Source organism: Pseudomonas sp. FW300-N2A2 (genome assembly GCF_017351735.1).
GTDB lineage: Bacteria > Pseudomonadota > Gammaproteobacteria > Pseudomonadales > Pseudomonadaceae > Aquipseudomonas > Aquipseudomonas migulae.
This window is the reverse complement of record NZ_JACNDU010000005.1, coordinates 116,320-140,696: the sequence shown is the minus strand read 5'-3', so window position 1 is coordinate 140,696 and position 24,377 is coordinate 116,320. Positions and strand designations below refer to the sequence as shown.

General features: G+C 59.9%; 20 protein-coding genes. 10 read left to right on the top strand and 10 right to left on the bottom strand.

The window, feature by feature from the left end; all coding sequences use genetic code 11:
• Nucleotides 1-15 precede the first annotated feature (15 nt).
• Complete coding sequence (locus J4E42_RS09760) at nucleotides 16-537, bottom strand: plastocyanin/azurin family copper-binding protein (protein WP_207285094.1); 522 nt, start codon at nucleotides 535-537, stop codon at nucleotides 16-18.
• A 155-nt stretch (nucleotides 538-692) separates the two neighbouring features.
• Here J4E42_RS09760 and J4E42_RS09755 point away from each other — a divergent pair, with 155 nt between their 5' ends.
• Together J4E42_RS09755 and J4E42_RS09750 are read left to right on the top strand one after the other, a co-directional pair.
• Nucleotides 693-1,373 (top strand): heavy metal response regulator transcription factor, encoded by a 681-nt coding sequence (locus J4E42_RS09755; RefSeq protein WP_008028443.1) that lies wholly within the window; start codon nucleotides 693-695, stop codon nucleotides 1,371-1,373.
• A complete protein-coding gene (locus J4E42_RS09750; protein ID WP_207285093.1) occupies nucleotides 1,373-2,722 on the top strand; it encodes a heavy metal sensor histidine kinase in 1,350 nt (449 codons plus the stop codon). The genes J4E42_RS09755 and J4E42_RS09750 overlap by 1 nt, the downstream gene beginning before the upstream one ends.
• A 123-nt stretch (nucleotides 2,723-2,845) precedes the next feature.
• On the opposite strand, the gene J4E42_RS09745 is transcribed toward J4E42_RS09750, so the two are convergent.
• The 3 genes from J4E42_RS09745 to J4E42_RS09735 all read right to left on the bottom strand — a co-directional run bounded on the left by J4E42_RS09745 (nucleotide 2,846) and on the right by J4E42_RS09735 (nucleotide 6,096).
• Nucleotides 2,846-4,090: a lipoprotein-releasing ABC transporter permease subunit gene (locus J4E42_RS09745; protein ID WP_008037700.1), complete on the bottom strand. Its 1,245-nt coding sequence runs from the start codon at nucleotides 4,088-4,090 to the stop codon at nucleotides 2,846-2,848.
• Between the two features lie 64 nt (nucleotides 4,091-4,154).
• On the bottom strand, nucleotides 4,155-4,838 hold the full coding sequence (lolD, locus tag J4E42_RS09740) for a lipoprotein-releasing ABC transporter ATP-binding protein LolD (RefSeq protein WP_167362922.1): 684 nt from the start codon (nucleotides 4,836-4,838) through the stop codon (nucleotides 4,155-4,157).
• 7 nt (nucleotides 4,839-4,845) lie between these two features.
• Nucleotides 4,846-6,096, bottom strand: coding sequence for a lipoprotein-releasing ABC transporter permease subunit (locus tag J4E42_RS09735; protein ID WP_207285091.1), 1,251 nt, complete (start codon nucleotides 6,094-6,096; stop codon nucleotides 4,846-4,848).
• Nucleotides 6,097-6,190: 94 nt separating this feature from the next.
• Between J4E42_RS09735 and J4E42_RS09730 the strand changes: the two genes are divergently transcribed.
• Together J4E42_RS09730 and J4E42_RS09725 are read left to right on the top strand one after the other, a co-directional pair.
• Nucleotides 6,191-6,769 carry a PilZ domain-containing protein gene (locus J4E42_RS09730; protein WP_207285089.1) on the top strand — a complete coding sequence of 193 codons (579 nt, stop codon included), beginning with the start codon at nucleotides 6,191-6,193 and terminating at the stop codon, nucleotides 6,767-6,769.
• A 14-nt stretch (nucleotides 6,770-6,783) separates the two neighbouring features.
• Complete coding sequence (locus tag J4E42_RS09725; RefSeq protein WP_008028453.1) at nucleotides 6,784-7,506, top strand: glycerophosphodiester phosphodiesterase family protein; 723 nt, start codon at nucleotides 6,784-6,786, stop codon at nucleotides 7,504-7,506.
• 42 nt (nucleotides 7,507-7,548) lie between these two features.
• On the opposite strand, the gene sthA is transcribed toward J4E42_RS09725, so the two are convergent.
• Together sthA and J4E42_RS09715 are read right to left on the bottom strand one after the other, a co-directional pair.
• The gene (gene sthA, locus J4E42_RS09720; protein ID WP_008028455.1) at nucleotides 7,549-8,943 is read right to left on the bottom strand and encodes a Si-specific NAD(P)(+) transhydrogenase; all 1,395 of its coding nucleotides are present in this window, start codon (nucleotides 8,941-8,943) and stop codon (nucleotides 7,549-7,551) included.
• A gap of 207 nt (nucleotides 8,944-9,150) precedes the next feature.
• On the bottom strand, nucleotides 9,151-10,137 hold the full coding sequence (locus J4E42_RS09715; protein ID WP_008037702.1) for an FAD:protein FMN transferase: 987 nt from the start codon (nucleotides 10,135-10,137) through the stop codon (nucleotides 9,151-9,153).
• Nucleotides 10,138-10,255: 118 nt separating this feature from the next.
• Here J4E42_RS09715 and J4E42_RS09710 point away from each other — a divergent pair, with 118 nt between their 5' ends.
• A complete protein-coding gene (locus J4E42_RS09710; protein ID WP_207285087.1) occupies nucleotides 10,256-11,554 on the top strand; it encodes an MFS transporter in 1,299 nt (432 codons plus the stop codon).
• 173 nt (nucleotides 11,555-11,727) lie between these two features.
• Here J4E42_RS09710 and J4E42_RS09705 read toward each other — a convergent pair whose 3' ends face one another.
• Nucleotides 11,728-13,191, bottom strand: coding sequence for a glyceraldehyde-3-phosphate dehydrogenase (locus J4E42_RS09705; RefSeq protein ID WP_008028461.1), 1,464 nt, complete (start codon nucleotides 13,189-13,191; stop codon nucleotides 11,728-11,730).
• A 363-nt stretch (nucleotides 13,192-13,554) separates the two neighbouring features.
• Here J4E42_RS09705 and mfd point away from each other — a divergent pair, with 363 nt between their 5' ends.
• From mfd to J4E42_RS09690, 3 genes are read left to right on the top strand one after another with little or no spacing between them, the layout of a single operon-like run.
• Entirely contained in the window at nucleotides 13,555-17,004 is a 3,450-nt protein-coding gene (gene mfd, locus J4E42_RS09700; RefSeq protein WP_192226295.1) for a transcription-repair coupling factor, read from the top strand.
• Between the two features lie 10 nt (nucleotides 17,005-17,014).
• On the top strand, nucleotides 17,015-17,581 hold the full coding sequence (locus tag J4E42_RS09695; protein WP_008028464.1) for a CsiV family protein: 567 nt from the start codon (nucleotides 17,015-17,017) through the stop codon (nucleotides 17,579-17,581).
• 11 nt (nucleotides 17,582-17,592) lie between these two features.
• Complete coding sequence (locus J4E42_RS09690) at nucleotides 17,593-20,283, top strand: DEAD/DEAH box helicase (RefSeq protein WP_207285085.1); 2,691 nt, start codon at nucleotides 17,593-17,595, stop codon at nucleotides 20,281-20,283.
• A gap of 118 nt (nucleotides 20,284-20,401) precedes the next feature.
• On the opposite strand, the gene J4E42_RS09685 is transcribed toward J4E42_RS09690, so the two are convergent.
• The 3 genes from J4E42_RS09685 to J4E42_RS09675 all read right to left on the bottom strand — a co-directional run bounded on the left by J4E42_RS09685 (nucleotide 20,402) and on the right by J4E42_RS09675 (nucleotide 23,028).
• On the bottom strand, nucleotides 20,402-21,139 hold the full coding sequence (locus J4E42_RS09685; RefSeq protein ID WP_008028469.1) for an S-methyl-5'-thioinosine phosphorylase: 738 nt from the start codon (nucleotides 21,137-21,139) through the stop codon (nucleotides 20,402-20,404).
• 12 nt (nucleotides 21,140-21,151) lie between these two features.
• Complete coding sequence (gene nagZ, locus J4E42_RS09680) at nucleotides 21,152-22,162, bottom strand: beta-N-acetylhexosaminidase (protein ID WP_008037708.1); 1,011 nt, start codon at nucleotides 22,160-22,162, stop codon at nucleotides 21,152-21,154.
• 158 nt (nucleotides 22,163-22,320) lie between these two features.
• The gene (locus J4E42_RS09675; RefSeq protein WP_008037709.1) at nucleotides 22,321-23,028 is read right to left on the bottom strand and encodes a TetR/AcrR family transcriptional regulator; all 708 of its coding nucleotides are present in this window, start codon (nucleotides 23,026-23,028) and stop codon (nucleotides 22,321-22,323) included.
• Nucleotides 23,029-23,257: 229 nt separating this feature from the next.
• Between J4E42_RS09675 and lexA the strand changes: the two genes are divergently transcribed.
• The gene (gene lexA, locus J4E42_RS09670; RefSeq protein ID WP_007944149.1) at nucleotides 23,258-23,866 is read left to right on the top strand and encodes a transcriptional repressor LexA; all 609 of its coding nucleotides are present in this window, start codon (nucleotides 23,258-23,260) and stop codon (nucleotides 23,864-23,866) included.
• Between the two features lie 10 nt (nucleotides 23,867-23,876).
• Nucleotides 23,877-24,350: an SOS-induced cell division inhibitor SulA gene (gene sulA / locus J4E42_RS09665; RefSeq protein WP_008028477.1), complete on the top strand. Its 474-nt coding sequence runs from the start codon at nucleotides 23,877-23,879 to the stop codon at nucleotides 24,348-24,350.
• Nucleotides 24,351-24,377: the final 27 nt, after the last annotated feature.

Here is a 24,377-nt window from a genome sequence, read left to right as displayed (position 1 = left end):
CGCGCCTTAGAGTGCTTACTGACTGACTGTCAGTTTACCGACCATGCCAGCCTGATAGTGACCTGGAATATTGCAGGCAAATTCCAGGTTGGTGGCCTTGGTGAAGGTCCAGGTCAGTTCGGCGGTTTTACCCGGCTCGACCAGCACGCTATTGGGGTCATCGTGTTTCATACCATGATCCATTCCCGCCATCGCGCCGTGGTCCATTTCCTTCATCCCTGTAGGCGTAAGCATGCCGCTCTGCTGCATCTTCATCATTTCCTGCTGATGTTTTGCATGCATCGCCGCGTCACCGAGGTTGAATTCGTGCAGCAACTGGCCTTTATTCACCAGCACAAAGCGAACTGTCTCACCGGCCTTGATATCGATGGCCTTGGGGGTGAACGACATGTCGCCCATCACCACTTCAACGCTGCGGGTCGCCTTGGCAGCCGGGGCCGGTTGCCCGAAGTTGTAGGTGTGCGCCGGCGATGCCCACACCGGCGAACTCAGCACCAGCAGGCACCCAGCCAGCACCAGGGGTTTGCGCAAAAACATAGTCATACTCCAACAAGATAAAGTTCAGCCTGTGGAAAACACTAAACTGCGGCCACTGCCCGTAACCTGACAGCCAGATTACAACTTTGTCAGGTTGACCTGCACAACCGCTGCCCACGGTATAAAGCGTTCGTTCCATTTGCCTCGAGTCGCCCATGAAACTGCTGATCGTCGAAGACCAACCGAAAACCGGCCATTACCTGCGTCAGGGCCTGACCGAAGCCGGGTTCAACACCGAACTGGTGGCCGACGGCGACACTGGCCAGCAATTGGCATTGAGCGGTGACTACGCGCTGTTGATCCTCGATGTGATGTTGCCCGGTCGCGACGGCTGGCAAATCCTCCAGGCAGTGCGCAGCGCAGGCCTCGACACGCCAGTCCTGTTTCTGACCGCGCGAGACGCAGTGGAAGACCGGGTTCACGGCCTCGAACTGGGCGCCGACGATTATCTGGTCAAGCCGTTCGCCTTCTCCGAACTGCTGGCCCGGGTTCGCAGCCTGTTGCGTCGCGGCAGCACCACGCCGCAGGAAACCAGCCTGCAACTGGCCGATTTGCGCCTGGACCTGATCCGCCGTCGCGTCGAACGCAGTGGCCAACGCATCGACCTGACCGCCAAGGAGTTCGCCCTGCTGGAAATGCTCCTGCGCCGTCAGGGCGAAGTGCTGCCCAAATCGCTGATCGCTTCCCAGGTCTGGGACATGAATTTCGACAGCGACACCAATGTCATCGAAGTCGCCATCCGCCGCTTGCGCCTGAAAATCGACGACGAGTTTCCGAACAAATTGATCCATACCGTGCGCGGCATGGGCTATGTCCTCGAAGAGCGCCCGGCCTGATGCGCCGACTTTCATTGAGCAGCCGTCTGGCGCTGCTGTTTGCAGCTTGCACCGCCGTGGTTTCGTTGTTCGCGGGCGTGTTGTTCAGTCGAGCCAGCGAGGCGCATTTCGTTGAACTGGACCAGCAATTGCTGGACGGCAAGCTCATTGGTTTGCGTCGAGCGCTTCACGATCTCCAGTCCAGTGAAAGCGAAGTCAGACTGGCGGATGAATTGAACCGCCAGGCTGATTTGTCCCTGCGCATTTCCGGCAGCGACGGCAAGCGCTGGTACGACAGCACCCCGAGCCTGCCCGATAAACTTCCGCAGAGGCCGGGTTTGTCGACCATGAACGACGACGGCACCGACTACCGCGTCCTCAATGCGCCGTTGTTTGTCGACAAGCCTGACTCACCGCAATTGACCCTGCTGTTGGACATCACCCACCACCAGCACTTTCTGCAGCGCATGCAGCACTTGATCTGGCTGACCGTCGGTTTGTCGGCCCTGGCGACTGCGCTGCTCGGTGCCTGGGCGGCGCGTAGCGGGCTGCGTCCGTTACGGCGCATGAGTGCAATCGCCAGTGGCGTTTCCGCGCAGTCGCTGAACGCCCGACTGCCCGAAGAGAACATGCCGCCCGAACTTGCGGAAATGGCCCACAACTTCAACGCCATGCTCGGACGCCTCGACGACTCATTTCAGCGACTCTCGGCGTTTTCTGCCGACATTGCCCATGAACTGCGCACCCCCCTGTCAAATTTGCTGACCCACACCCAGGTCACCCTCACCCGCCCACGCCCCCTTGAGGATTACCGCGAAGCACTGCACAGCAACCTCGAAGAACTGCAATGGATGGCGCAACTGGTCAACGACATGTTGTACCTGGCCAAGGCTGATCACGGGTTGCTGATGCCCAAACGTGAACCCCTGGAATTGGCGGAAGAAGCAGATGTGTTGCTGGAGTTTTTTGCGCCATTGGCCGAAGACGCCCAGGTGACGTTGAGCCGTGAAGGCAACGCGCGCCTGGAGGGAGACCGGAGCATGTTGCGTCGGGCACTTTCGAATTTGCTGGATAACGCGCTGCGATTCACGCCGGCCGAAGGTGAGGTTCGGGTACAGATTGTCGAGCGGCCTGAAGGTTTGAGTCTGACAGTCGAGAACAGCGGCGACGGCATTGACGGGGCATTACTGCCGCGTTTGTTTGATCGCTTCTACCGCGCAGATCCGGCGCGTCAGGAAGGCAGCAGTGAACATGCGGGGTTGGGGTTGGCGATTACCCAGTCGATCATTCGGGCCCATGGCGGGCAGATTCGTTGCGAATCGGAGAATGGGTGGACGCGGTTTGTGATTGAGTTGCCGAAGGGGGATTGAGGCCAGCAGGTCCGGCCCCTTCGCGGGCAAGTCGGGTCGCCGCACCGCTCGCTCCTACAGGTTTTGTATCGACGCAATAAAACCTGTAGGAGCGAGGCTTGCCCGCGAAAGCGATATTACGCCTTACGAATACCGCAACGCATGAGCCGGCTCGATCTTCGCCGCCCGCCACGCCGGGTAAACCGTCGCAAGGAAGCTCAACACAAACCCGGCCGAGCAAATCAACAGCACATCCCCACCCTGCAATTCCGAAGGCAGGTTGCTGACGAAATACACGTCAGAACTGAAGATGTGCTGCCCACTGACCCGCTCCACCCAGCCCACCAGCTCACTGACGTTCAGCGCGGCAATCACGCCGAGCACGCCACCGATCAAGGTGCCGACCACGCCAATCACCGTGCCCTGAACCATGAAGATCGCCATGATCTGCCGTGGCGTGGCACCGATGGTACGCAGGATCGCGATGTCCGCGCCCTTGTCGTTCACCACCATGATCAAGGTCGCGATGATGTTGAACGCTGCCACCGCAACGATCATCAGCAACAGCAGGCCGATCATGGTTTTTTCCATCTTCATCGCGCTGAACAGGCTGCCCTGGGTGTGAGTCCAGTCGTCAGCCTTGTACGCCGTGCCCAAGCCGCCAGCGATATCACTGGAGACCTTCGGCGCCGCGTACAAATCCTTCACCGCCAGACGCACGCTCTGCACCTGATTCGGTTCCCAATGCTGCATCTGCGCGGCATCTGCAACGTGGATCAGCGCCATGGAGCCGTCCAGCTCTGCGCCGACCTTGAACACGCCCACCACGTTAAGCCGCTGCATCCGCGGGGTGATCCCGCCCGGTGCGGTGCTGACTTCCGGCACGATCAGGGTGATCTTGTCGCCGACATTCAAGCGGAAACGTCGTGCGGTGATCTCACCGATCACCACACCGAACTCGCCCGGTTTCAAGGCATCGAGACGCCCCTGGACGATGTGCTGGGCAACGATCGAGACCTTGCCTTCCAGCGCCGGATCGACACCACTGACCTGAATCGGCTGCATCGTGCCTTTATAGGAAAGCATGCCTTCCATCTCGGTGAACGGCACGGCGGCGGTCACTTCCGGGTTTTTCATCGCGGCGTCGGCCACCGGCTGCCAATCGTCGATCGGGTTCACGCCGACGATGGTCGCGTGAGGCACCATGCCGAGGATGCGCGAGCTCATTTCGCGCTGGAAGCCGTTCATGACCGACAACACCACGATCATCGCCAGCACACCGAGGGCGAGGCCGATCATCGAGGTCATCGAGATGAACGAAACAAAGCGATTGCGGCGCTTGGCGCGGGTATAGCGCGTGCCGATAAAGATCGATAACGGTCTGAACATTCGCTGGGGCACCGTATAAAAACAAAAAGACCCGACGTCTTTTCAGACATCGGGTTTCGGCCAATCAGATAGGCGTCAGGCAACCTTCCTGCAAATGCAGGACGCGATCCATCTGGCGAGCCAGGTTCATGTCGTGAGTCACCACCAGGAACGCCGTGCGCATCGAAGTGCTGAGTTCCAGCATCAAATCCTGAATACCCTGGGCGGTGTGGGAGTCGAGGTTACCGGTCGGCTCGTCGAGCATCACCAGCCCTGGCTTGTTCACCAGCGCGCGGGCGATGGCCACGCGTTGACGTTCGCCACCGGACAATTCCGCCGGTTTGTGCTCCAGGCGATGGCCCAGCCCTACCCGCTCCAGCAACGCCGTCGCACGCTGACGCGCTTCCGGGATCGCGGTCTTGCCGATCAGCAGCGGCATGCAGACGTTTTCCAGCGCGGTGAATTCCGGCAGCAAATGGTGGAACTGGTAAACGAAACCCAGCGACCGATTGCGCAACAGGCCGCGATTCTTCTCGCTGAGTGCCGACAGCTCTTCGCCGTCGAGCCAGACGCTGCCCTTGGTCGGCGTATCGAGACCGCCCAGCAGGTTGAGCAAAGTACTTTTGCCCGAACCCGAGGTGCCGACAATCGCCACGCGCTCACCCGGATGCAGCTCCAGTTGCAGACCGGCCAACACTTCTACCGATTCCGGGCCTTCCTCGTAGGATTTGCCCAGGTTGCGGCAGCTCAAGATTGCTTTATCACTCATGCCCGACTCACTCATAACGTAGCGCCTCCGCAGGCTGGGTGCGCGCGGCACGCCAGGCTGGATACAGGGTGGCGAGGAAACTCAGGACCAACGCGGCGGCGCAGACCATCAACACATCCTGGCTCTGCACTTGCGACGGCAGGTAATCGATGAAGTACACGTCGGCGTTGAGGAACTTGTGTCCGATCAGGCCTTCGAGCACCGAGATCGCGGCGCTGACGTTCAGCGCGGCGAAGATCCCGACCACGGCGCCGATCAGCGTACCGACCACACCGATGACCGTGCCCTGCACCATGAAGATCGCCATGATCGAACCCGGCGTGGCGCCGAGGGTACGCAGAATGGCGATGTCGCCCTTCTTGTCGTTCACCACCATCACCAGCGTGGAAATGATGTTGAACGCGGCCACGGCAACGATCAGCAGCAACAGCAGACCGATCATGGCTTTTTCCATGCGGATCGCCTGATACAGATTGCCGTGGGTGCGGGTCCAGTCGCGGGCGTAGAAATGGTCTTCACCGAACTGCTGGGCGATGTTCCACGCGGTGCGTGGCGCCTGGAACAGGTCGTCGAACTTCAGGCGGATGCCCTGCACCTGATCCGGTTTCCAGCGGTGCAGCTTCGCCAGATCCTGCAGATTGGTGACGCCCAGGTAACCGTCGATTTCACCGGCGCCAACATGGAAGATGCCGACCACGGTAAAGCGTTTCATGCGCGGGAACATGCCGGCCGGGGTCACGGTGACTTCCGGCGCCACAAAGGTCAGCTTGTCGCCGATGGCCGCGCCAAGCTTGGCGGCCGCCTTGTCGCCGATGACGATGCCGAAACTGCCGGGTGCAAGGTCATCGAGTTTGCCCTGCAGCATGAACTTGTCAATGATCGACACCTGGCGTTCCAGCGCCGGGTCGATGGCATTGAGCAGCACCTTGGAGACCTTGCCGTTATTGGTCAGCAATCCCTGCATCTGGGTAAACGGCGCCACGGCCGTCACTTGCGGGTTCTGTTTGACCTTGGCGGCGAGGCCTTGCCAGTCGCTGATCGGCTCACCGGACTCGATGGTCGCGTGGGGCACCATGCCCAACACGCGCGTGCGCATCTCATGATCGAAGCCGTTCATGACCGACAGTACGACGATCATCACGATCACGCCGAGGGCAAGACCGATGATCGAAGTCAGGGAAATGAACGACACAAAATGATTGCGACGCTTTGCACGGGTATAACGCGTGCCAATAAATACGAAGAGAGGTCTGAACATGTCGGGGCTTGTTCGGAGGGAAAAGGAACGTCCTTGTGGCGGGGGTCGATAACCAGCTTTACACTCAGACCACCGCCGCTACCATGGGTTCGCCATGTCGACATTAGATGAAGAAGATCGCCGCGAATACTACCGTATCGAGGACACGATCGCACTGGAAATTCGGCCCCTGTCCGCTCTCGAAGCCGCAGGCCAGGAAGTGTTGCAGGATGCTTCCCCACTCTTCAACCTGCTCAGCGAATTGCACCTGAGCGAATTCGAGTCGCAACACCTGCTGCGCCAGATCAGTGAACGCGACCGCACCCTCGCGGCGTTCCTGAAATCCCAGAACAAACGCATCGATCTGCTCAGCCAGGTGATCGCCATCACCGTGCTTGGGCAGATCGGCGAGCCGCAGCCAGTGATCATCTCGGAAGGCGGTATCGATTTCCAGAATCCGACCGCTATCGCTGAAGGCACTCACTTGTCGGTGAAACTGGTGTTGATGCCACAAGCCCTCGGCCTGTTGCTTCGGGCGCGCGTCACCCATTGCGACCGCAAGGGCGACGGCTTTGACATCGGCACCGAGTTCGAACGCCCGACCGATGCCCAGCGCCAACTGCTGGCCCGCTACATTCTGCAAAAGCAGGCCCAGGAACGACGCCTGGCCCGCGAAAACGAATCAGGCAATTAATTTAAGGAAGAACCGTGACCCTCATCTACGGCCATCGCGGCGCCAAGGGCGAAGCACCGGAAAACACGCTGAACAGCTTTCAGCAATGCCTCAAGCACGGCGTGCGCCGTTGCGAACTGGACCTGCACCTGTCCATGGACGGCGAGCTGATGGTCATCCACGACCCGACGCTCAAGCGCACTACCGACCGACGCGGCAAGGTGGTCGAGCACACGGCCGCCGAGCTGGTGACCTACGACGCGCGCAAGGGTGGACCGGGCTGGATCAAGCCGTGCCCTATTCCTACGCTGGAAGAGCTGTTCGAGAAATGCGATTTCGAACACTGGCAGCTGGAAGTCAAAAGCGCTTCACGCACCCGCGCCGCGACCACCGTCCTGGCGATTCGTGAAATGGCTGTACGTCATGGCCTGCTCGACAAGGTGACCATCACCTCAAGCTCGCGCGAAGTACTGAAAGCCGCGCTGGACCTGGTGCCGGACGTGTCCCGCGGATTGGTGGCCGAGTACGCCTGGCTCGACCCGTTGAAGGTCGCGGCAAGCTATGGCTGTGAGATTCTGGCGCTGAACTGGACCCTGTGCACGCCGGAGCGCCTGGAGAAGGCACAGCGACAGGGGTTGCATGTGTCGGTGTGGACAGTCAACGAGCCCGCGCTGATGCGCAGACTCGCCGACTTCGGCGTTGACAGCCTGATTACAGACTTTCCCGGTTTGGCCACCGCCACGCTCGAGAATTGCTGAAATCGGTCTCCCCGGCCGGCTCAGGCCACCGGCCGGAGCCGCTCAAAAAAGCCGGTTGAGGCCATCGTACGCCGCTACCCGATAGGCTTCGGCCATGGTCGGGTAGTTGAACGTGGTGTTGACGAAGTACTTCAGCGTATTCAGCTCGCCCGGCTGGTTCATGATCGCCTGACCGATGTGCACGATCTCCGACGCCTGATAACCGAAGCAGTGCACGCCCAGCACTTCCAGCGTTTCGCGGTGGAACAGGATCTTCAGCATGCCCTGAGGCTCGCCGGCGATCTGCGCACGCGCCATGCCCTTGAAGAACGCCTTGCCCACTTCGTACGGCACTTTGGCCTGAGTCAGCTCCTGCTCGTTCTTGCCGATCGAGCTGATCTCCGGAATGGTGTAGATGCCGGTCGGTACGTCGTTGACGAAGCGCCAGCTGCCGTTGTCGACGATGCTGCCAGCGGCCGAACGGCCCTGGTCGTGCGCGGCACTGGCCAGGCTCGGCCAGCCGATCACGTCACCGGCGCCGTAAATGTTCGGCACGCAGGTGCGGTAGGCTTCGTCGACTTCGATCTGGCCACGGCTGTTGACCTTGACGCCGATGTTTTCCAGACCCAGCTGATCGGTGTTGCCGGTACGACCGTTGCACCAGAGCAAGGCGTCGGCCTTGATCTTCTTGCCGGACTTGAGGTGCAGGATCACGCCGTTGTCCACGCCTTCGACGCGGTCGTAGTCTTCGTTGTGGCGAACCGTGATGTTGTTGTTGCTGAAGTGGTAGCTCAACGCCTGGGAGATTTCCGAGTCGAGGAAGCTCAACAACTGACCGCGGTTGTCTACCAGCTCAACCAGTACGCCCAGACCACTGAAGATCGACGCGTATTCGCAACCGATCACGCCGGCGCCGTAAACGATGAGTTTGCGCGGGGTGTGGCCGAGGCTGAGGATGGTGTCGCTATCGTAGATACGCGGGTGATGGAAATCGATGTCCGCCGGGCGATAAGGACGCGAGCCGGTGGCGATGATGATGTGCTTGGCCACCAGTTTTTCAACTACACCGTTGGCGCAGACCACTTCGATGGTTTGCTCGTCGGCGAAGCTGCCGGTGCCGAAGAACACGTCGACGCGGTTACGGGCGTAGTAGCCGGTGCGCGAAGCGACTTGTTTGGAAATAACTTTCTCGGCGCTTTTCAGCACGTCCGGGAACGAGAACCAGCGCGGCTCACCAATGGCCCGGAACATCGGGTTGGTGTTGAACTGCATGATCTGCCGGACGGAGTGACGCAGTGCCTTGGACGGGATGGTGCCCAGGTGGGTGCAGTTGCCGCCAACCTGGCGACGACTATCGACCATCGCCACCTTGCGCCCTGCTTTGGCGGCGTTCATTGCCGCGCCTTCTCCCGCCGGGCCGGAACCCAGCACCACCACGTCGTAGTTGTAGACAGCCATGCATACTCCTCAGAACAGGCCGCGGCGCTCTCGGCACCTGCGGCTAAATCACGCCGATCTGCGGCGTGAAGGAACAATTTGGGGCCAGTGCAGAACCCGGACACAGTCTATAGAAGCGTCAACGCCGCGCACATTAACCCTTGGTCGCGTCGTAGGCTACTTTTGCCTGCACTACAACGCCAGTTTTCAATGCGTGCATTACCGTAATCATTCGGTTTTACCGCCACTGAGACGCTCAAAAGCCTGATTGGTACGTATGACGAAACCTGTATCGGCACGAATCACAAAGAATGCACCTATGTTGTGGGTTTCGGCATAGTCCCACCCCCGTTCAGGACCGAGAATCAGCAACAGCGTCGATAGTCCATCGGCCATCAACGCTGAAGGATGAATGACCGTGACTGACGCCAGCGTGTGTGAGACCGGCGTACCGGTGTGAGCATCGAAGGTGTGGGAATAACGCCGACCGTCCTGCAGAAAATAGTTGCGATAGTCGCCGGAAGTGGACACGCCGTAGCCGTCGACCGCGATGATGCGTTCTGCAACTTGCTGATCGTCTCGGGGTTGTTCAAGCGCGATGCGCCACGGCGAGCCATCAAGTTTCTTGCCGGCAGCCTTGAGCTCTCCGGTGGCTTCGGCGAGGTAGTTGTGAATGCCCATCGCGTCGAGTTTTGCGGCAATCGTATCGACCGCGTAGCCGGCGGCGATGCTATTGAAGTCGACTTCGACGGCGGCGTCCTTGCACAACTGTTCGCCTTCGATGCGCAGATGCTGATAACCGACTCGCTGCCGCACCTCGGCAAGCGCTTGGGCATTGGGCACTTTTTCTTCACGCGCCCGGGGGCCGAATCCCCAGAGATTGAGCAGTGGCTCCACGGTCAGGTCGTAGGATCCTTCGCTTTGCTCTGACAGTTGCTCACCAACGCGGATCAATTTGAGGATGGACGCGGGCATTTTCTGACAGCGATTGGCGGGCAGATCGTTGAAGCGTTCGATGTCCGAATCGCTGCGATAGGTAGACATTTGCTTGTCGACCTCGGCGAGGATCTTCTCCACCTCGCTGCGCACCTGTGCGGGCGCGGGGAGATTGGCGTGGCGCACGTATTTGATTGAATAAGTGCTTCCCATAGTCGGGCCGCCGACGCTTTCCATGGAATCGCCATTGCCGCAGCCAGCCAAAACACCAGCCAGCATCACAACCACCTTCCAACGTCCAGTTAACAAATCTTCATCTCCCAGTAAAAGCACGCCAGCCATTATGGGACACACGCGAAACGCTTTCTTACAAGATTTAAAAAGTGAGTATCCAGACATGTCCTCCACGACCGGCAAAGGCAAAGCGATTTTTCGCGTTGTCAGCGGCAACTTTCTCGAGATGTTCGATTTCATGGTCTACGGCTTTTACGCCACAGCCATCGCCAAAACCTTCTTCCCCGCCGACAGCGCTTTCGCTTCCCTGATGCTGTCGCTGGCCACCTTCGGTGCCGGCTTCCTGATGCGACCGTTGGGGGCGATTTTCCTCGGTGCCTACATCGACCGTCATGGCCGCCGCAAAGGCTTGATCATCACCCTCGCGATGATGGCGGCCGGCACGGTGCTGATTGCCTGCGTGCCGGGTTACGCCACGCTGGGCGTGGCCGCGCCGCTGATCGTGCTGTTCGGCCGACTGCTGCAAGGCTTCTCTGCCGGCGTGGAACTGGGCGGTGTGTCGGTCTATCTCGCGGAGATTTCCACACCGGGGCGCAAAGGGTTCTTCGTCAGTTGGCAGTCTGCCAGTCAGCAAGCGGCGGTGGTGTTTGCCGGCCTGCTGGGGGTGGGTTTGAACCACTGGCTCAGCCCGGAAGAAATGGGTGAATGGGGGTGGCGCGTGCCGTTCCTGATCGGCTGCATGATCGTGCCGGTGATCTTCGTGATTCGCCGTTCGCTGGAAGAAACGCCTGAGTTCCAGGCACGAAAACACCGCCCTACCCTGCGGGAAATCGTCCACTCGATCGGTCAGAACTTTGGCATTGTCATCGCCGGCATGGCGTTGGTGGTGATGACCACGGTGTCGTTCTACCTGATCACCGCCTACACCCCGACCTTCGGCAAGGCCGAACTGCACCTGTCGGATCTGGATGCGTTGCTGGTGACGGTCTGTATCGGCCTGTCGAACTTTTTCTGGCTGCCGGTGATGGGTGCTGTGTCCGACAGGATCGGGCGAAAACCCCTGCTTCTCGCGGCGACCATTCTGGCGATTCTCACCGCCTACCCTGCCCTGTCGTGGCTGGTGGCGAACCCGAGCTTCAGCCATTTGCTGATCGTCGAGTTGTGGTTGTCGTTCCTGTATGGCTCGTACAACGGCGCCATGGTCGTGGCGCTGACCGAGATCATGCCAGTGGAAGTTCGTACGACCGGCTTCTCGTTGGCCTACAGCCTGGCGACGGCAACCTTCGGCGGGTTTACGCCGGCAGCCTGTACGTACCTGATTCATGTGCTGGATAACAAGGCTGCGCCGGGGATCTGGCTCAGCGGCGCGGCAGTGCTGGGGTTGATTGCGACGCTGGTGTTGTTCAAAGGCAATCGGCATGAACTGCGGACCGCACAGGCTGCCGTGGTCGGTGGCGCCTGATCGATCGCCTTCGCGGGCAAGCCTCGCTCCTACATTGGATCTGTGTCGTTCACAAGTCCCCTGTGGGAGCTAGCCTGCTAGCGATGAGGCCCGACCTGGCGACACGGCTCAAAAGCCTGCACAAACAAAAACGCCCCGACCAAAGTCGGGGCGTTTTCATGTGCAGCTAAGGCTTAGCGCGGGAATGCTGGCGGGTTTACACCGGCCATGTCTTCCATCACGCGAACCACCTGGCAGCTGTAACCGAATTCGTTGTCGTACCAAACGTACAGAACAACGCGGTTGTCTTGGGTGATGGTTGCTTCAGCGTCCACAACGCCAGCGTGGCGCGAGCCAACGAAGTCGGTGGAGACCACTTCCTGCGAATTGACGAAGTCGATTTGCTTGTGCAGATCGGAGTGCAGCGCCATGTAGCGCAGGTACTCGTTCATCTCTTCGCGGGTAGCGGCTTTCTCAAGGTTCAGGTTGAGAATGGCCATCGACACGTTTGGCGTCGGAACACGGATCGCGTTACCGGTCAGCTTGCCGGCCAGCTCAGGCAAAGCCTTGGCAGCAGCGGTGGCAGCACCGGTCTCGGTGATCACCATGTTCAACGCGGCGCTACGGCCACGGCGATCGCCCTTGTGGAAGTTGTCGATCAGGTTCTGGTCGTTGGTGTACGAGTGAACCGTTTCAACGTGACCGTTGACGATGCCGAACTTGTCGTTGACAGCCTTCAGCACCGGCACGATGGCGTTGGTGGTGCAGGAAGCAGCCGAAACGATCTTGTCGTCAGCGGTGATTTCGCCGTGGTTGATGCCGTGAACGATGTTCTTCAGCTTGCCTTTGCCAGGCGCGGTCAGAACAACGCGGTCGATACCCGGGCACGCCAGGTGCTGGCCCAGGCCATCGGCGTCACGCCATACACCGGTGTTGTCCACCAGCAGCGCGTCTTTGATGCCGTACTGGGTGTAATCCACTTCAGTCGGGTTCTTCGCGTAGATAACCTGGATCAGGTTGCCGTTGGCGGTGATGGTGTTGTTTTCTTCATCGATGGTGATGGTGCCGTTGAACGAACCATGTACCGAATCGCGGCGCAGCAGGCTGGCGCGCTTGGTCAGGTCGTTCTCGGCGCCCTTGCGCACCACGATGGCGCGAAGACGCAGGCCGTCGCCGCCACCGGTTTTTTCGATCAGGATGCGCGCCAGCAGACGGCCGATACGACCGAAGCCGTACAGCACAACGTCGGTGCCTTTGCGAGCGGAGGCGTTTTGCTGGCCAACCACTTCAGCCATTTCTTCACGGACGAACTGCTCGGCAGTACGGCCATTGCCTTCGACGCGGAATTTGTACGCCAACTTGCCCAAATCTACCGAAGCCGCGCCGAGCTTGAGCTCGCTCATGGCTTTCAGCAGAGGGAATGTTTCGTGGACGGAGAGTTCGCTATCGTCGGAAGAACGATGGCGAGCAAAGCGGTGAGCTTTGAGAATCGCGATGACAGACTGGTTGATCAGGCTGCGGCCATAGATCGAGCTCACCACGTTGTTATTGCGGTAGAGCTGACCGATAAGCGGAATCATCGCTTCTGCGAGTGCTTCACGGTCGATCCATTCACCAAGACACTGGTCGGGCTTCTGAGTCACGGGAACCTTCCACATGTAGGGGCAGAAAAAAGGGGCTACATTATGCCGCCGAGTGTCTCTCGTAGCAATGCGCGCCTGTCGTGCGATCCGTAACAATTTCTTCTTCAAAAAAATTACGCACCGCCGAAGCCCAGTAAAACCGCGGCTTTCAGCGAAGTCAATTTTTTGGAGACATCGCCGTCTTATCCGTAACCCTCCGTAACACTCAGTCGTTTTGCCACTACATAATCAGTAATTTTCAGCAAAAAACCGGCGTTTTTTGTCTTTACCACTACATTTCGCCAAACCTGCGTAATAGACACAGTCAGCAACTGACAGGCGGCACCCGGGGCCGCTACAATTACCGACTTTGTCGCAACGCTTGGAGCTCAACCTTCCGTGCCCGTTCTGCGTCTACCGCTTCTCCCTGCCGCGGCAGGTAAACAGCACTGGGGCAACCTGCCCGGTGCCGCCCTGAGCCTGGCCATTGCCGAGGCTGCCAGCGCTGCCAAGCGCTTTACCCTGCTACTGACCGCCGACAGCCAAAGTGCCGAGCGGCTGGAGCAGGAGCTGGGTTTCTTCGCCCCGGATTTGCCGGTGCTGCATTTCCCGGACTGGGAAACCCTGCCCTACGATCTGTTTTCGCCACACCAGGACATCATTTCCCAGCGCATCGCTGCTCTATATAGATTGCCGGAGTTGAGTCATGGCGTGCTGGTGGTGCCGATCACCACGGCCCTGCACCGCCTGGCACCGACCAAATTCCTGCTCGGCAGCAGCCTGGTGCTGGACGTTGGCCAGAAGCTCGACGTCGAACAAATGCGCACCCGGCTTGAAGCCAGCGGTTATCGCTACGTCGACACGGTGTACGAGCACGGCGAATTCACCGTCCGCGGCTCGCTGATCGATCTGTTCCCGATGGGCAGCAAACTGCCCTTCCGGATTGACCTGTTCGATGACGAAATCGAGACGCTGCGTACCTTCGATCCGGAAAACCAGCGCTCCATCGATAAAGTCGACACCGTCCGCTTGTTGCCTGCACGGGAATTCCCGCTGCAGAAAGATGCGGTCACCCGTTTCAAGGCACGCTTCCGTGAGCGCTTCGATGTCGATTTCCGCCGTTGCCCGATCTTTCAGGACTTAAGCAGCGGGATTACACCGGCGGGTATCGAGTACTACTTGCCGCTGTTCTTCGACGAAACCTCGACCCTGTTCGATTACCTGCCCCAGGACACCCAGGTGTTTTCCCTGCCGGGCATCGAGCAGGCGGCGGAAAATTTCTGGAACGACGTGCGTAATCGTTATGAAGAGCGCCGTGTCGATCCGTCCCGTCCTTTATTACCGCCAGCCGAATTGTTCCTGCCGGTGGAGGACTGCTTTGCACGCCTGAAGAACTGGCCGCGCGTCGTCGCCAGTCAACAGGACGTTGAAACCGGTGTCGGCCGCGAGCGCTTCCCGGCGCGTGAACTGCCGAACCTGGCCATCGAAGCCAAAGCCACTCAACCGCTGGCCGCGCTGGCCGGCTTCCTCGACGAGTTCCCTGGTCGCGTGCTGTTCACCGCCGAATCTGCGGGCCGTCGTGAAGTGCTGCTGGAACTGCTGGAACGCCTGAAGCTGCGACCGAAAACCGTCGACAGCTGGCCCGACTTTGTCGCGAGCAAGGAGCGCCTGGCGATCACCATCGCACCGCTCGATGAAGGCCTGGTGCTCGACGATCCGGCCCTGGCGCTGGTCGCCGAAAGTCCGTTGTTCGGTCAGCGTGTTATGCAGCGTCGTCGCCGTGAAAAACGCGCCGACGCCAACAACGACGCCGTGATCAAAAACCTCACCGAACTGCGCGAAGGCGCCCCGGTGGTGCACATCGATCACGGCGTTGGCCGCTATCTGGGCCTGGCGACGCTGGAAATCGACGATCAAGCCGCCGAGTTCCTGACCCTGCAATACGCAGAAGGCGCCAAACTGTACGTGCCGGTGGCCAACCTGCACCTGATCGCCCGCTACACCGGCAGCGACGATGCCCTGGCCCCATTGCACCGTCTCGGCTCGGAAACCTGGCAGAAAGCCAAACGCAAAGCCGCCGAACAGGTGCGCGATGTGGCGGCGGAATTGCTCGACATCTATGCCCGCCGCGCTGCTCGCGAAGGTTATGCCTTCGAAGATCCGAAAGCCGATTACGCCACTTTCAGCGCCGGGTTCCCGTTCGAAGAAACCCCGGACCAGCAAACCACCATCGAAGCCGTGCGCGCCGACATGCTCGCACCGAAGCCGATGGACCGGCTGGTCTGCGGCGATGTCGGTTTCGGCAAGACTGAAGTGGCGATGCGCGCTGCGTTCATTGCGGTGCACGGCGGCCGCCAGGTGGCGATCCTGGTGCCGACCACCCTGCTCGCCCAACAGCACTACAACAGCTTCCGCGACCGCTTTGCCGACTGGCCGGTGACTGTGGAAGTGATGAGCCGCTTCAAGTCGACCAAGGAAGTGAATGCCGCCGTCGCCGACCTGGCCGAAGGCAAGATCGACATCGTCATCGGCACACACAAGCTGCTGCAAGACGACGTAAAAATCAAAAACCTCGGGCTGGTGATCATCGACGAAGAACACCGTTTCGGTGTGCGTCAGAAGGAACAGCTCAAGGCCCTGCGCAGTGAAGTCGACATCCTCACGCTGACCGCCACGCCGATTCCGCGCACGCTGAACATGGCAGTGTCCGGTATGCGTGACCTGTCGATCATCGCGACACCTCCGGCCCGTCGCCTGTCGGTGCGGACGTTCGTCATGGAGCAGAACAAGAGCACGGTCAAAGAGGCGCTGCTGCGGGAGCTGCTGCGTGGCGGCCAGGTCTACTACCTGCACAACGACGTGAAGACCATCGAGAAATGCGCCGCCGACCTCGCCGAACTGGTGCCGGAAGCGCGGATCGGCATCGGTCACGGGCAGATGCGCGAGCGCGAACTCGAACAGGTGATGAGCGACTTCTACCACAAGCGCTTCAACGTGCTGATCGCCTCGACCATCATCGAGACAGGCATCGACGTGCCGAGCGCCAACACCATCATCATCGAGCGCGCCGACAAATTCGGCCTGGCGCAGTTGCACCAGTTGCGTGGCCGCGTCGGTCGCAGTCACCACCAGGCCTATGCTTATCTGCTGACACCGCCGCGCCAGCAAATCACCCCGGACGCAGAAAAGCGTCTGGAAGCGATCGCCAATACCCAGGACCTCGGTGCGGGCTTCGTGCTCGCCACCAACGACCTGGAAATCCGTGGCGCCGGTGAACTGCTGGGCGACGGCCAGAGCGGGCAGATCCAGGCGGTCGGCTTCACCCTGTACATGGAGATGCTCGAGCGTGCGGTGAAGTCGATCCGCAAGGGCGAACAACCGAATCTCGATCAGCCTTTGGGCGGTGGCCCGGAAGTCAATTTGCGTGTTCCGGCGCTGATTCCCGAAGACTATCTGCCGGATGTCCACGCGCGGCTGATTCTCTACAAACGCATTGCCTCGGCCACCGACGAGGATGGTCTCAAGGACCTGCAAGTGGAGATGATCGACCGTTTCGGCCTGCTGCCGGAGCCGACCAAGAACCTGATGCGCATCACGGGGCTGAAGTTGCAAGCCGAAGTGCTGGGCATCAAGAAAGTCGACGGCGGCCCGCAAGGCGGCCGGATCGAGTTCGCGGCGCAGACACCGGTCGATCCGCTGACCCTGATCAAACTGATTCAGGGCCAGCCTAAACGCTACAAATTCGAAGGGGCCACGATGTTTAAATTCATGGTCCCGATGGAGCGCCCGGAAGAGCGCTTTAATACTGTAGAGGCATTGCTTGAATGCCTCATTCCGAAAACTGCTTGAAGGACGCCGCATGCGCCTGTTTCGTTTACTGACTTTGCTGACCACCCTGGTCGCCCCAACGGCGTTTGCCGATGACCTGTATCAGATCGAAATGATTCTGGTCCGGCAAAACGCCGTGCCCGCCATCGTCAGCCGCGCCGCGCCGGAAGACTGGGCCGCCGGCGCCCAGCAAATCCGCCCCGAGAGCCTGCGCACGCCGAGCCTGAATGGCGAAGTGGAAAAACTCACCGCCAGCAATGAATACACGGTGTTGCTGCACAAGGCCTGGCAGCAAAACCTCGGCGAAGAAGCCAGCAAAGTTGCGGTCAGCGACGGCAAGGAACAGTTCGGCCAATTCCCGATCGAGGGCACGCTGAACCTGAAACTGGGGCGTTTCACTGACGTGGACGCCGACTTCTGGGTCAACCAGATCGACGCCAACGGCATGGTGACCGCCAGCGAACGCCTCAAACAAGAAAGCCACACCAAGAACGGCCAGTTGAACTTCCTCGACAACGGTCACCTCGGCCTGCTGATCAAGATCACCTCGCTCACCGCCCCTGCGCCTCGGCCAGTCCCCGAACAAATTCCGGACTGATTGAAGTCCCTATGCCCGCGACCCTGAGCAAACCCCTGGCACCTTCATGGGTCAGTCGATTCAAGGAACAAAGCCTGGAGCGCGGCCGCCGCTATGCGCTGGAGAACCGCGTCAGGATCGTGGAAGTCGGCGACGCAACCATTACGGCCGCGTGCGAAGGTTCTGGCGGTAACGTTTACCGTCAGACCATTCGCCTGCGCGAGTCAGCCAAAAGCACGCTGCTGATGGTCGATGCCACGTGTACATGCCCGGTCCGCAGCAACTGCAAACATTGCGCAGCCGTGCTGTTGAAGGTGCAGGAAACCCTCGCCTACCCCGCCGCCGCTCAAGACGCCGAACTGCTGGAAAAGCTCCAGGCTGTACTGGAAAACCGCAGCCCGAAAGCACCGCCGCAAGTGCTGGTGGACAACGTGCAACCGGTGCCGCGCCTGTGGCTGGCAAGCATTGAGTTCAGCGCCTTCGAGCCGCGCAACGGCAAGATGCAGCGTTACATCCAGCATCGCGCTGCGTTGTCCTTCAGCTATCTGGATGAATACGTTTGCGGGCAGAAAAACGCCGACATCCTGATACGTCAGGAGGCGCAGACATTACGGATAAAACGCCACCCGGAAGTCGAACAGGCCTACAGGGAACAGTTACGAATCCTTGGTTTCAAGATCGCCACCCGGCAAAGTAAAGCGCTGCCGGAAAGTGCCGGTGAACTCTATGAAATGGTCAATGACAGTGCCTGGCTGACCTTCACGCTCAATGAGTTGCCGAAGCTGCGCACCCAAGGCTGGGAGTTGCAGATCGACGAGGATTTCGGTTTCGACCTGACCGCCGTGGACGACTGGTACGCCACCGTCGAACAGGCGCCGGAGCGCGACTGGTTTGATCTGGAACTGGGGATCATCGTCAATGGTGAGCGGCTGAGTCTGCTGCCCATCCTGTTGAACCTGATGCGCTCCCACACCGAGATCCTCAACCCGGAACGCCTCGCACGACGTCGCGACGATGAATTGATTTTGGTGAACATCCCTCATCGCCCGAACTCCGAGCATGGACCGTTGCAAGTCGCCCTGCCCTTTGGCCGATTGAAACCAGTGCTGGCGACCCTCGGCGAGTTCTATCTGCAAGAGCCCGGCGAAACCACGCTGCGCCTGAGCAAGGCCGACGCGACGCGCCTGAATCCGCTGGAAGACCTGCCGCTGCTCTGGGAAGGTGGCGAACAGATGCGCAGCTTTGCCCAGCGTCTGCGGGACATCAAGGACTACACCGCGACAGCACCGGAAGGCTTGAACGCAACCTTGCGCCCCTATCAGCTGGAAGGCTTGAGCTGGATGCAGTCGCTGCGGCAACTGGAAGTTGGTGGGATTCTCGCGGATGACATGGGCCTGGGCAAAACCCTACAAACCCTGGCGCATGTTCTCAGTGAGAAAAACGCCGGGCGCCTCGATCGTCCGTGCATGGTGGTGATGCCCACCAGCCTGATTCCCAACTGGCTCGACGAAGCGGCGCATTTCACGCCGCAACTGAAAGTGCTGGCACTGTACGGCGCCAGTCGTAAAAAGCATTTTGACAGTCTGGCCGATTACGACCTGATCCTGACCACCTATGCGCTGCTGCCCAAGGACGTCGAACGCCTGGCCGCACAGCCACTGCACGTGTTGGTGCTGGACGAAGCGCAATACATCAAGAACCCCAACAGCAAAGCCGCCCACGCCGCACGCGAGCTGAATGCACGCCAGCGTTTGTGTCTGAGCGGTACGCCTCTGGAAAACCACCTGGGTGAGCTGTGGTCGCTGTTTCACTTCCTGCTGCCCGGCTGGCTCGGCGACGTGAAAAGTTTCAACCGTGATTACCGCGTGCCGATTGAAAAGCGCGCCAGCGAAGTACGACTTCAACACCTCAACGGCAGGATCAAACCGTTCCTGCTGCGCAGGACAAAAGAGCAGGTAGCGACGGAGTTGCCTCCGAAAACTGAAATCATCCATTGGGTCGAGCTCAACGAAGCCCAACGTGATGTGTACGAAACCATGCGTTTGGCGATGGACAAAAAAGTCCGCGACGAAATCACCCGCAAAGGTGTGGCACGCAGCCAGATCATCATCCTTGAGGCGTTGCTGAAGCTGCGTCAGGTCTGCTGCGACTTGCGCCTGGTCAACGACGCAGCCCTGCCGACGCGCGGAAGCACCTCGGGCAAGCTCGACAGCCTGATGGAAATGCTTGAGGAGTTGTTCGAGGAAGGCCGACGGATTCTGCTGTTTTCGCAGTTCACTTCGATGCTGGCGTTAATCGAGGTCGAACTGAAGATGCGCGGCGTGGAGTATGCGTTGCTGACCGGGCAGACTCGCGACCGACGCTCCCCGGTGAAAGACTTCCAGAGCGGCAAGCGTCAGATCTTTCTGATCAGCTTGAAGGCAGGCGGTGTCGGCTTGAACCTGACGGAAGCGGATACGGTGATTCACTACGACCCGTGGTGGAACCCGGCGACGGAAAACCAGGCAACCGACCGCGCGTATCGCATCGGCCAGGAGAAACCGGTGTTCGTTTACAAGATGATTGCCCGGGGCACGGTGGAAGAGAAAATTCAGCACCTGCAGAAGGAAAAATCCGATTTGGCAGCAGGCGTGCTGGATGGGCGCAAGGCTGGGGACTGGAAGCTGCAGAGTGATGATATTGAGGCGTTGTTTGCGCCGCTGCCGGAGAAGATCGATAAGTAGCGGTGGCAGTTAGATTGCCATCGCGAGCAGGCTCGCTCCCACAAGGGTTCTGGCCTACCCAAATCCCCCTGTGGGAGCGAGCCTGCTCGCGATAGCGTCGACTCGGTCTATCGACAGACTAACCTTTAAGCACCCGCGCCAACGTCGACTTCACCTTACCCATTCCGTCATGCAACGCCTGCTCGATCTCGGCCATGGTAATCACAGCCGTCGACTTGCCCGCCGCCGGGTTCACCACCAACGCCAGGCACGCGTAATCCAGCTCCAGCTCACGCGCCAATGCCGCTTCCGGCATGCCGGTCATGCCGACGATGTCGCAACCGTCACGCTCCAGTCGCGCAATTTCCGCCACCGTTTCCAGGCGCGGCCCCTGCGTGCAGGCATACACGCCATGACTGCTGTAGCCAACGCCTTCAGCCGCCAATGCCGCGATCAATTGCTCGCGCAGCGGTTCGCTGTAGGGATAGCTGAAGTCGATGTGGGTGACCTGTTCCAGGTCATCGGCAAAATAGGTGTGTTCGCGACCGCTGGTGTAATCGATCAGTTGATGCGGCACGCAGAAATGCCCGGTGCCCATCGCGGCATGAATCCCACCGACTGCGTTGACCGCAAGAATCGCTTCGGCGCCGGCCTGCTTAAGTGCCCAGAGGTTGGCGCGGTAGTTCACCTGATGCGGCGGGAAACGGTGCGGGTGACCGTGACGCGCGAGGAACAGCACTTCCTTGCCGGCGTACTCACCGATCTGCACCTCGGCCGAAGGCGTGCCGTAAGGGGTGTCCACCGCCAGTGACTGACGAATGCTCAGGCCTTCCAGTTGAGTCAGGCCGGTACCACCGATAATCGCGTAAACCGTCATAACGTAAAGCCCTTATTCAATCAGTTGAGCGTCTTTGAGCGCACCAATGGCCGTCAGCCAGCGCGGGTCTTGACGGTATTCAGTGCTGGCGTACGACTGGCCGCGCATCCGCGCAATGCGCTCGGACGGCTTGACCTTCAGACGCTGGGCGGCACTCAGCGCGAGCTCCGCAGCGGCGCGGTCATTGCACACCAGGCCCATGTCGCAACCAGCGCTCAGCGCGGCTTCGATACGGCTGGCAGCATCGCCGACCACGTGAGCGCCGGCCATCGACAGGTCATCGCTGAAGATCACGCCGTCGAACTGCAACTCGCCGCGCAGGATGTCCTGCAACCAGCGGCGGGAGAAGCCGGCCGGCTGGGAATCGACTTGTGGATAAATGACATGGGCCGGCATCACGGCGGCCAGTTGCTTGCTCAATTTGGCAAACGGCACCAGGTCGTTGGTGCGGATTTCATCGAGGCTGCGCTCGTCATTCGGGATCGCGACGTGGGAATCGGCCTCCGCCCAGCCGTGGCCGGGGAAGTGTTTACCGGTGGCGGCCATGCCGGCGCTGTTCATGCCACGGATAAATGCACCTGCCAGCAGCGCGGCGCGTTCCGGGTCACCTTCGAACGAACGGGTACCGACCACGGCGCTGCGCTGGTAATCCAGGTCCAGAACCGGGGCAAAGCTCAGGTCGAGGCCGACGGCCAACACTTCGGTCGCCATGATCCAGCCGCACTGCTCGGCCAGGTATTCGGCGTTCGGGTTGTCGGCAATGGCGCGCATGGCCGGCAGTCGCACGAAGCCCTGGCGCAGGCGCTGCACCCGCCCGCCCTCCTGATCCACTGCCAGCAGCAGATCAGGTCGAACGGCGCGGATGGCGGCGCTCAGTTCACGCACCTGGCGCGGGTGTTCGATGTTGCGGGCAAAAATGATCAGGCCGCCCACTTCCGGTTGGCGTAACAATTGGCGATCTTCAGCCGTCAGCCAGGTACCGGCGACGTCCACCATCAACGAGCCTTGCAGGCCAGCAGTCATAGAGATTCCTTGATAACGATAAACCCGGCTCGCACGCGCTCACCGCCGCGGGCTTTGCCCGGCAGGTCGGCGACATCAATGGGGAGCGGGTTCAGAACGAGAGTCGGCATGGGCGGCTAGCTTAGCGGATGTCAGCTGCCGCGCCCACCCGTGCGCGGTTAAACCTTGGCGGCAACCTGTGTCGATTTGCTGCGCGGACGCAATTGCGCAGTGGCCATGGCCGAGTCGGTCACGCCGGTTTCGGCGCGCATGCCTGCAGCCAGGAACGGCACCATCAGGCGCATCACTTGCTCAATGGAGGTGTTGACGCCGAAATCGGTCTCGGCAATCGCACGCAAGGCCTTGATACCGGACATGCTGAATGCTGCCGCACCCAACATGAAGTGCACACGCCAGAACAGCTCGATCGGCGGAATGCGTGGCGCGGCTTCGTTGACCAGCATCATGTAGCGACGGAATACCTTGCCGTACATGTCTTCCAGATAACGACGCAGGTGACCCTGGCTCTGACTGAACGCCAGCCCCAGCAAACGCATGAAAATAGAGAGATCGTTGCCGCTGCGTGGCTGTACCACCAGGGCTTGCTCGACGAGAATTTCCAGCAGCTCTTCAAGTGTCGGCTTGTTCTCGGGCTTGGCCTGACGCCGCTCCAGCTCTTTATCAAGGCTTAGACAGAAAGGCCCGAGAAAGCGCGAGAAGACGGCTTGAATCAGCGCCTTCTTCGACCCGAAGTGATAGTTCACCGCCGCCAGATTGACACCGGCCTTGCTGGTGATCAGACGCAACGAGGTTTCTGCGAAACCTTTTTCCGCGAACAACTGCTCGGCAGCATCAAGAATGCGTTCAACGGTTTCCGACTGGGCCATGGCTACTCCGCCTGACAAACACTTGTTTGAAACATACGTTTCAGTCCAGGCCTTGTCAAGTCTGGCGGTTCGTTTTGGGAATGGCCGGTCAGCTATTTAACCATACAACGACGACGCTTTAATCAGCCGGCTGATCGACCGTCTGGCGGCCGGTAAAAAAAGGGGCATTGCCAAGTCGCTTTCACTGTATATAATCCCAGTCACTGTATAAAAAGACAGAGCGATCAATATGCTAAAGCTGACGCCACGCCAAGCCGAGATTCTGGCCTTCATCAAACGCTGCCTGGAAGACAACGGCTACCCGCCGACCCGCGCGGAAATCGCTCAGGAACTGGGTTTCAAGTCGCCCAACGCAGCGGAAGAACACCTCAAGGCGCTGGCTCGCAAGGGTGCGATCGAGATGACGCCGGGCGCATCCCGCGGCATTCGCATCCCTGGTTTCGAAGCCAAGGCCGACGAATCCACCCTGCCCATCATTGGCCGAGTGGCTGCCGGTGCACCGATCCTTGCCCAGCAGCACATCGAAGAATCCTGCAACATCAACCCTGCCTTTTTCCATCCTCGCGCTGACTATTTACTGCGCGTTCACGGCATGAGCATGAAGGACGTGGGCATTTTCGACGGCGACCTTCTCGCTGTCCATACCACCCGTGAGGCCCGCAACGGCCAGATCGTGGTGGCGCGGATCGGCGACGAAGTAACGGTCAAACGCTTCAAGCGTGACGGCAGCAAAGTCTGGTTGATTGCAGAAAACCCTGAATTCGCCCCTATCGAAGTGAACCTGAAAGATCAGGAACTGGTGATCGAAGGCTTGAGTGTCGGCGTCATTCGCCGCTAAAGGAGGCTTTATGCAGTTCCCACACACATCACAGCAAGCCCAACTGCCGTTGTTCGAGGCGTTCATGGTGCAGCCGATGGCACCGATTCTGAAGGATGTGGTCGAGTCGCCCTGGAGCGCCGAACCTGAAGTTTTCAGTGAGCTGTCATTGCGTGGTGCGGCCGGGAACTGCCTGAGCCTTCTGGCACCGATCCTCAGGGAACTGAGCGAGGATCAGGACGCGCGCTGGCTGACATTGATCGCCCCGCCGGCCAGCCTGACACAAACCTGGCTTCGAGACGCCGGCTTGAATCGTGAACGCATTCTGTTGCTGCAACCGCGCGGCACCCAGAGTGCACAACAGCTGACCTGCGAAGCGTTGCGTCTGGGTCGCAGCCACACGGTCGTCAGCTGGCTCAATCCACTGAGCACCACTTCACGGCAACAGTTGATCAGCGCCGCCCGGACCGGGGACGCACAAAGCCTGAACATTCGACTGGGTTAAACGAAGCACGCACTGAACTGCGCGGGG